Here is a 444-nt window from a genome sequence, read left to right on the forward strand (position 1 = left end):
GCGTGAGATCGTCGACCTGCTTTTTTTCCGACCGGCGGCGGCAAGAGCGTATCTTGGACTTGCCGCCTATGCGATTGTGCTGAGGCGGCTCCGCGGATCTGGCGTGCTGGGTGCGGGCATCAGCGTCATCATGCGCTACACGTTACGCCTGCTCACGCCGCTGGTCTCGTCTGCGCGCTCGAATTCCTGCGGACCCATGATGACAATGGCCGGAAGACGCTTGGCGAATGGCCGATCGAGATTGGACTCTGGGTAGCGGCGCAGCCTCACCGAACAATCCAGCCGCGAAATTCTTCCGACAAGGACGCCGCGACGACCTGGCTGAAGCGGTACCAGAGCAGACCTAAGACGAAATCCCCGGTGCCACTGAAGGGATGTCCGTGGTGTGGTGAGCCCTTCAAGCCAGAGAGCTTCCACTTCACGCCCAACAGGACGGCTCCGCAG

Annotated in this window: 1 protein-coding gene; it reads left to right on the forward strand. The window is 61.7% G+C overall.

The annotated features are described in order from the left end of the window. A partial coding sequence (locus EN780_RS40150) for a hypothetical protein (RefSeq protein ID WP_210215148.1) occupies window positions 1–256 on the forward strand: 256 nt, incomplete at its 5' end. Window positions 257–444 lie beyond the last annotated feature (188 nt).

It is taken from the genome of Mesorhizobium sp. M4B.F.Ca.ET.089.01.1.1, from assembly GCF_004022605.1.
GTDB classification, from domain to species: Bacteria; Pseudomonadota; Alphaproteobacteria; order Rhizobiales; family Rhizobiaceae; genus Mesorhizobium; species Mesorhizobium abyssinicae.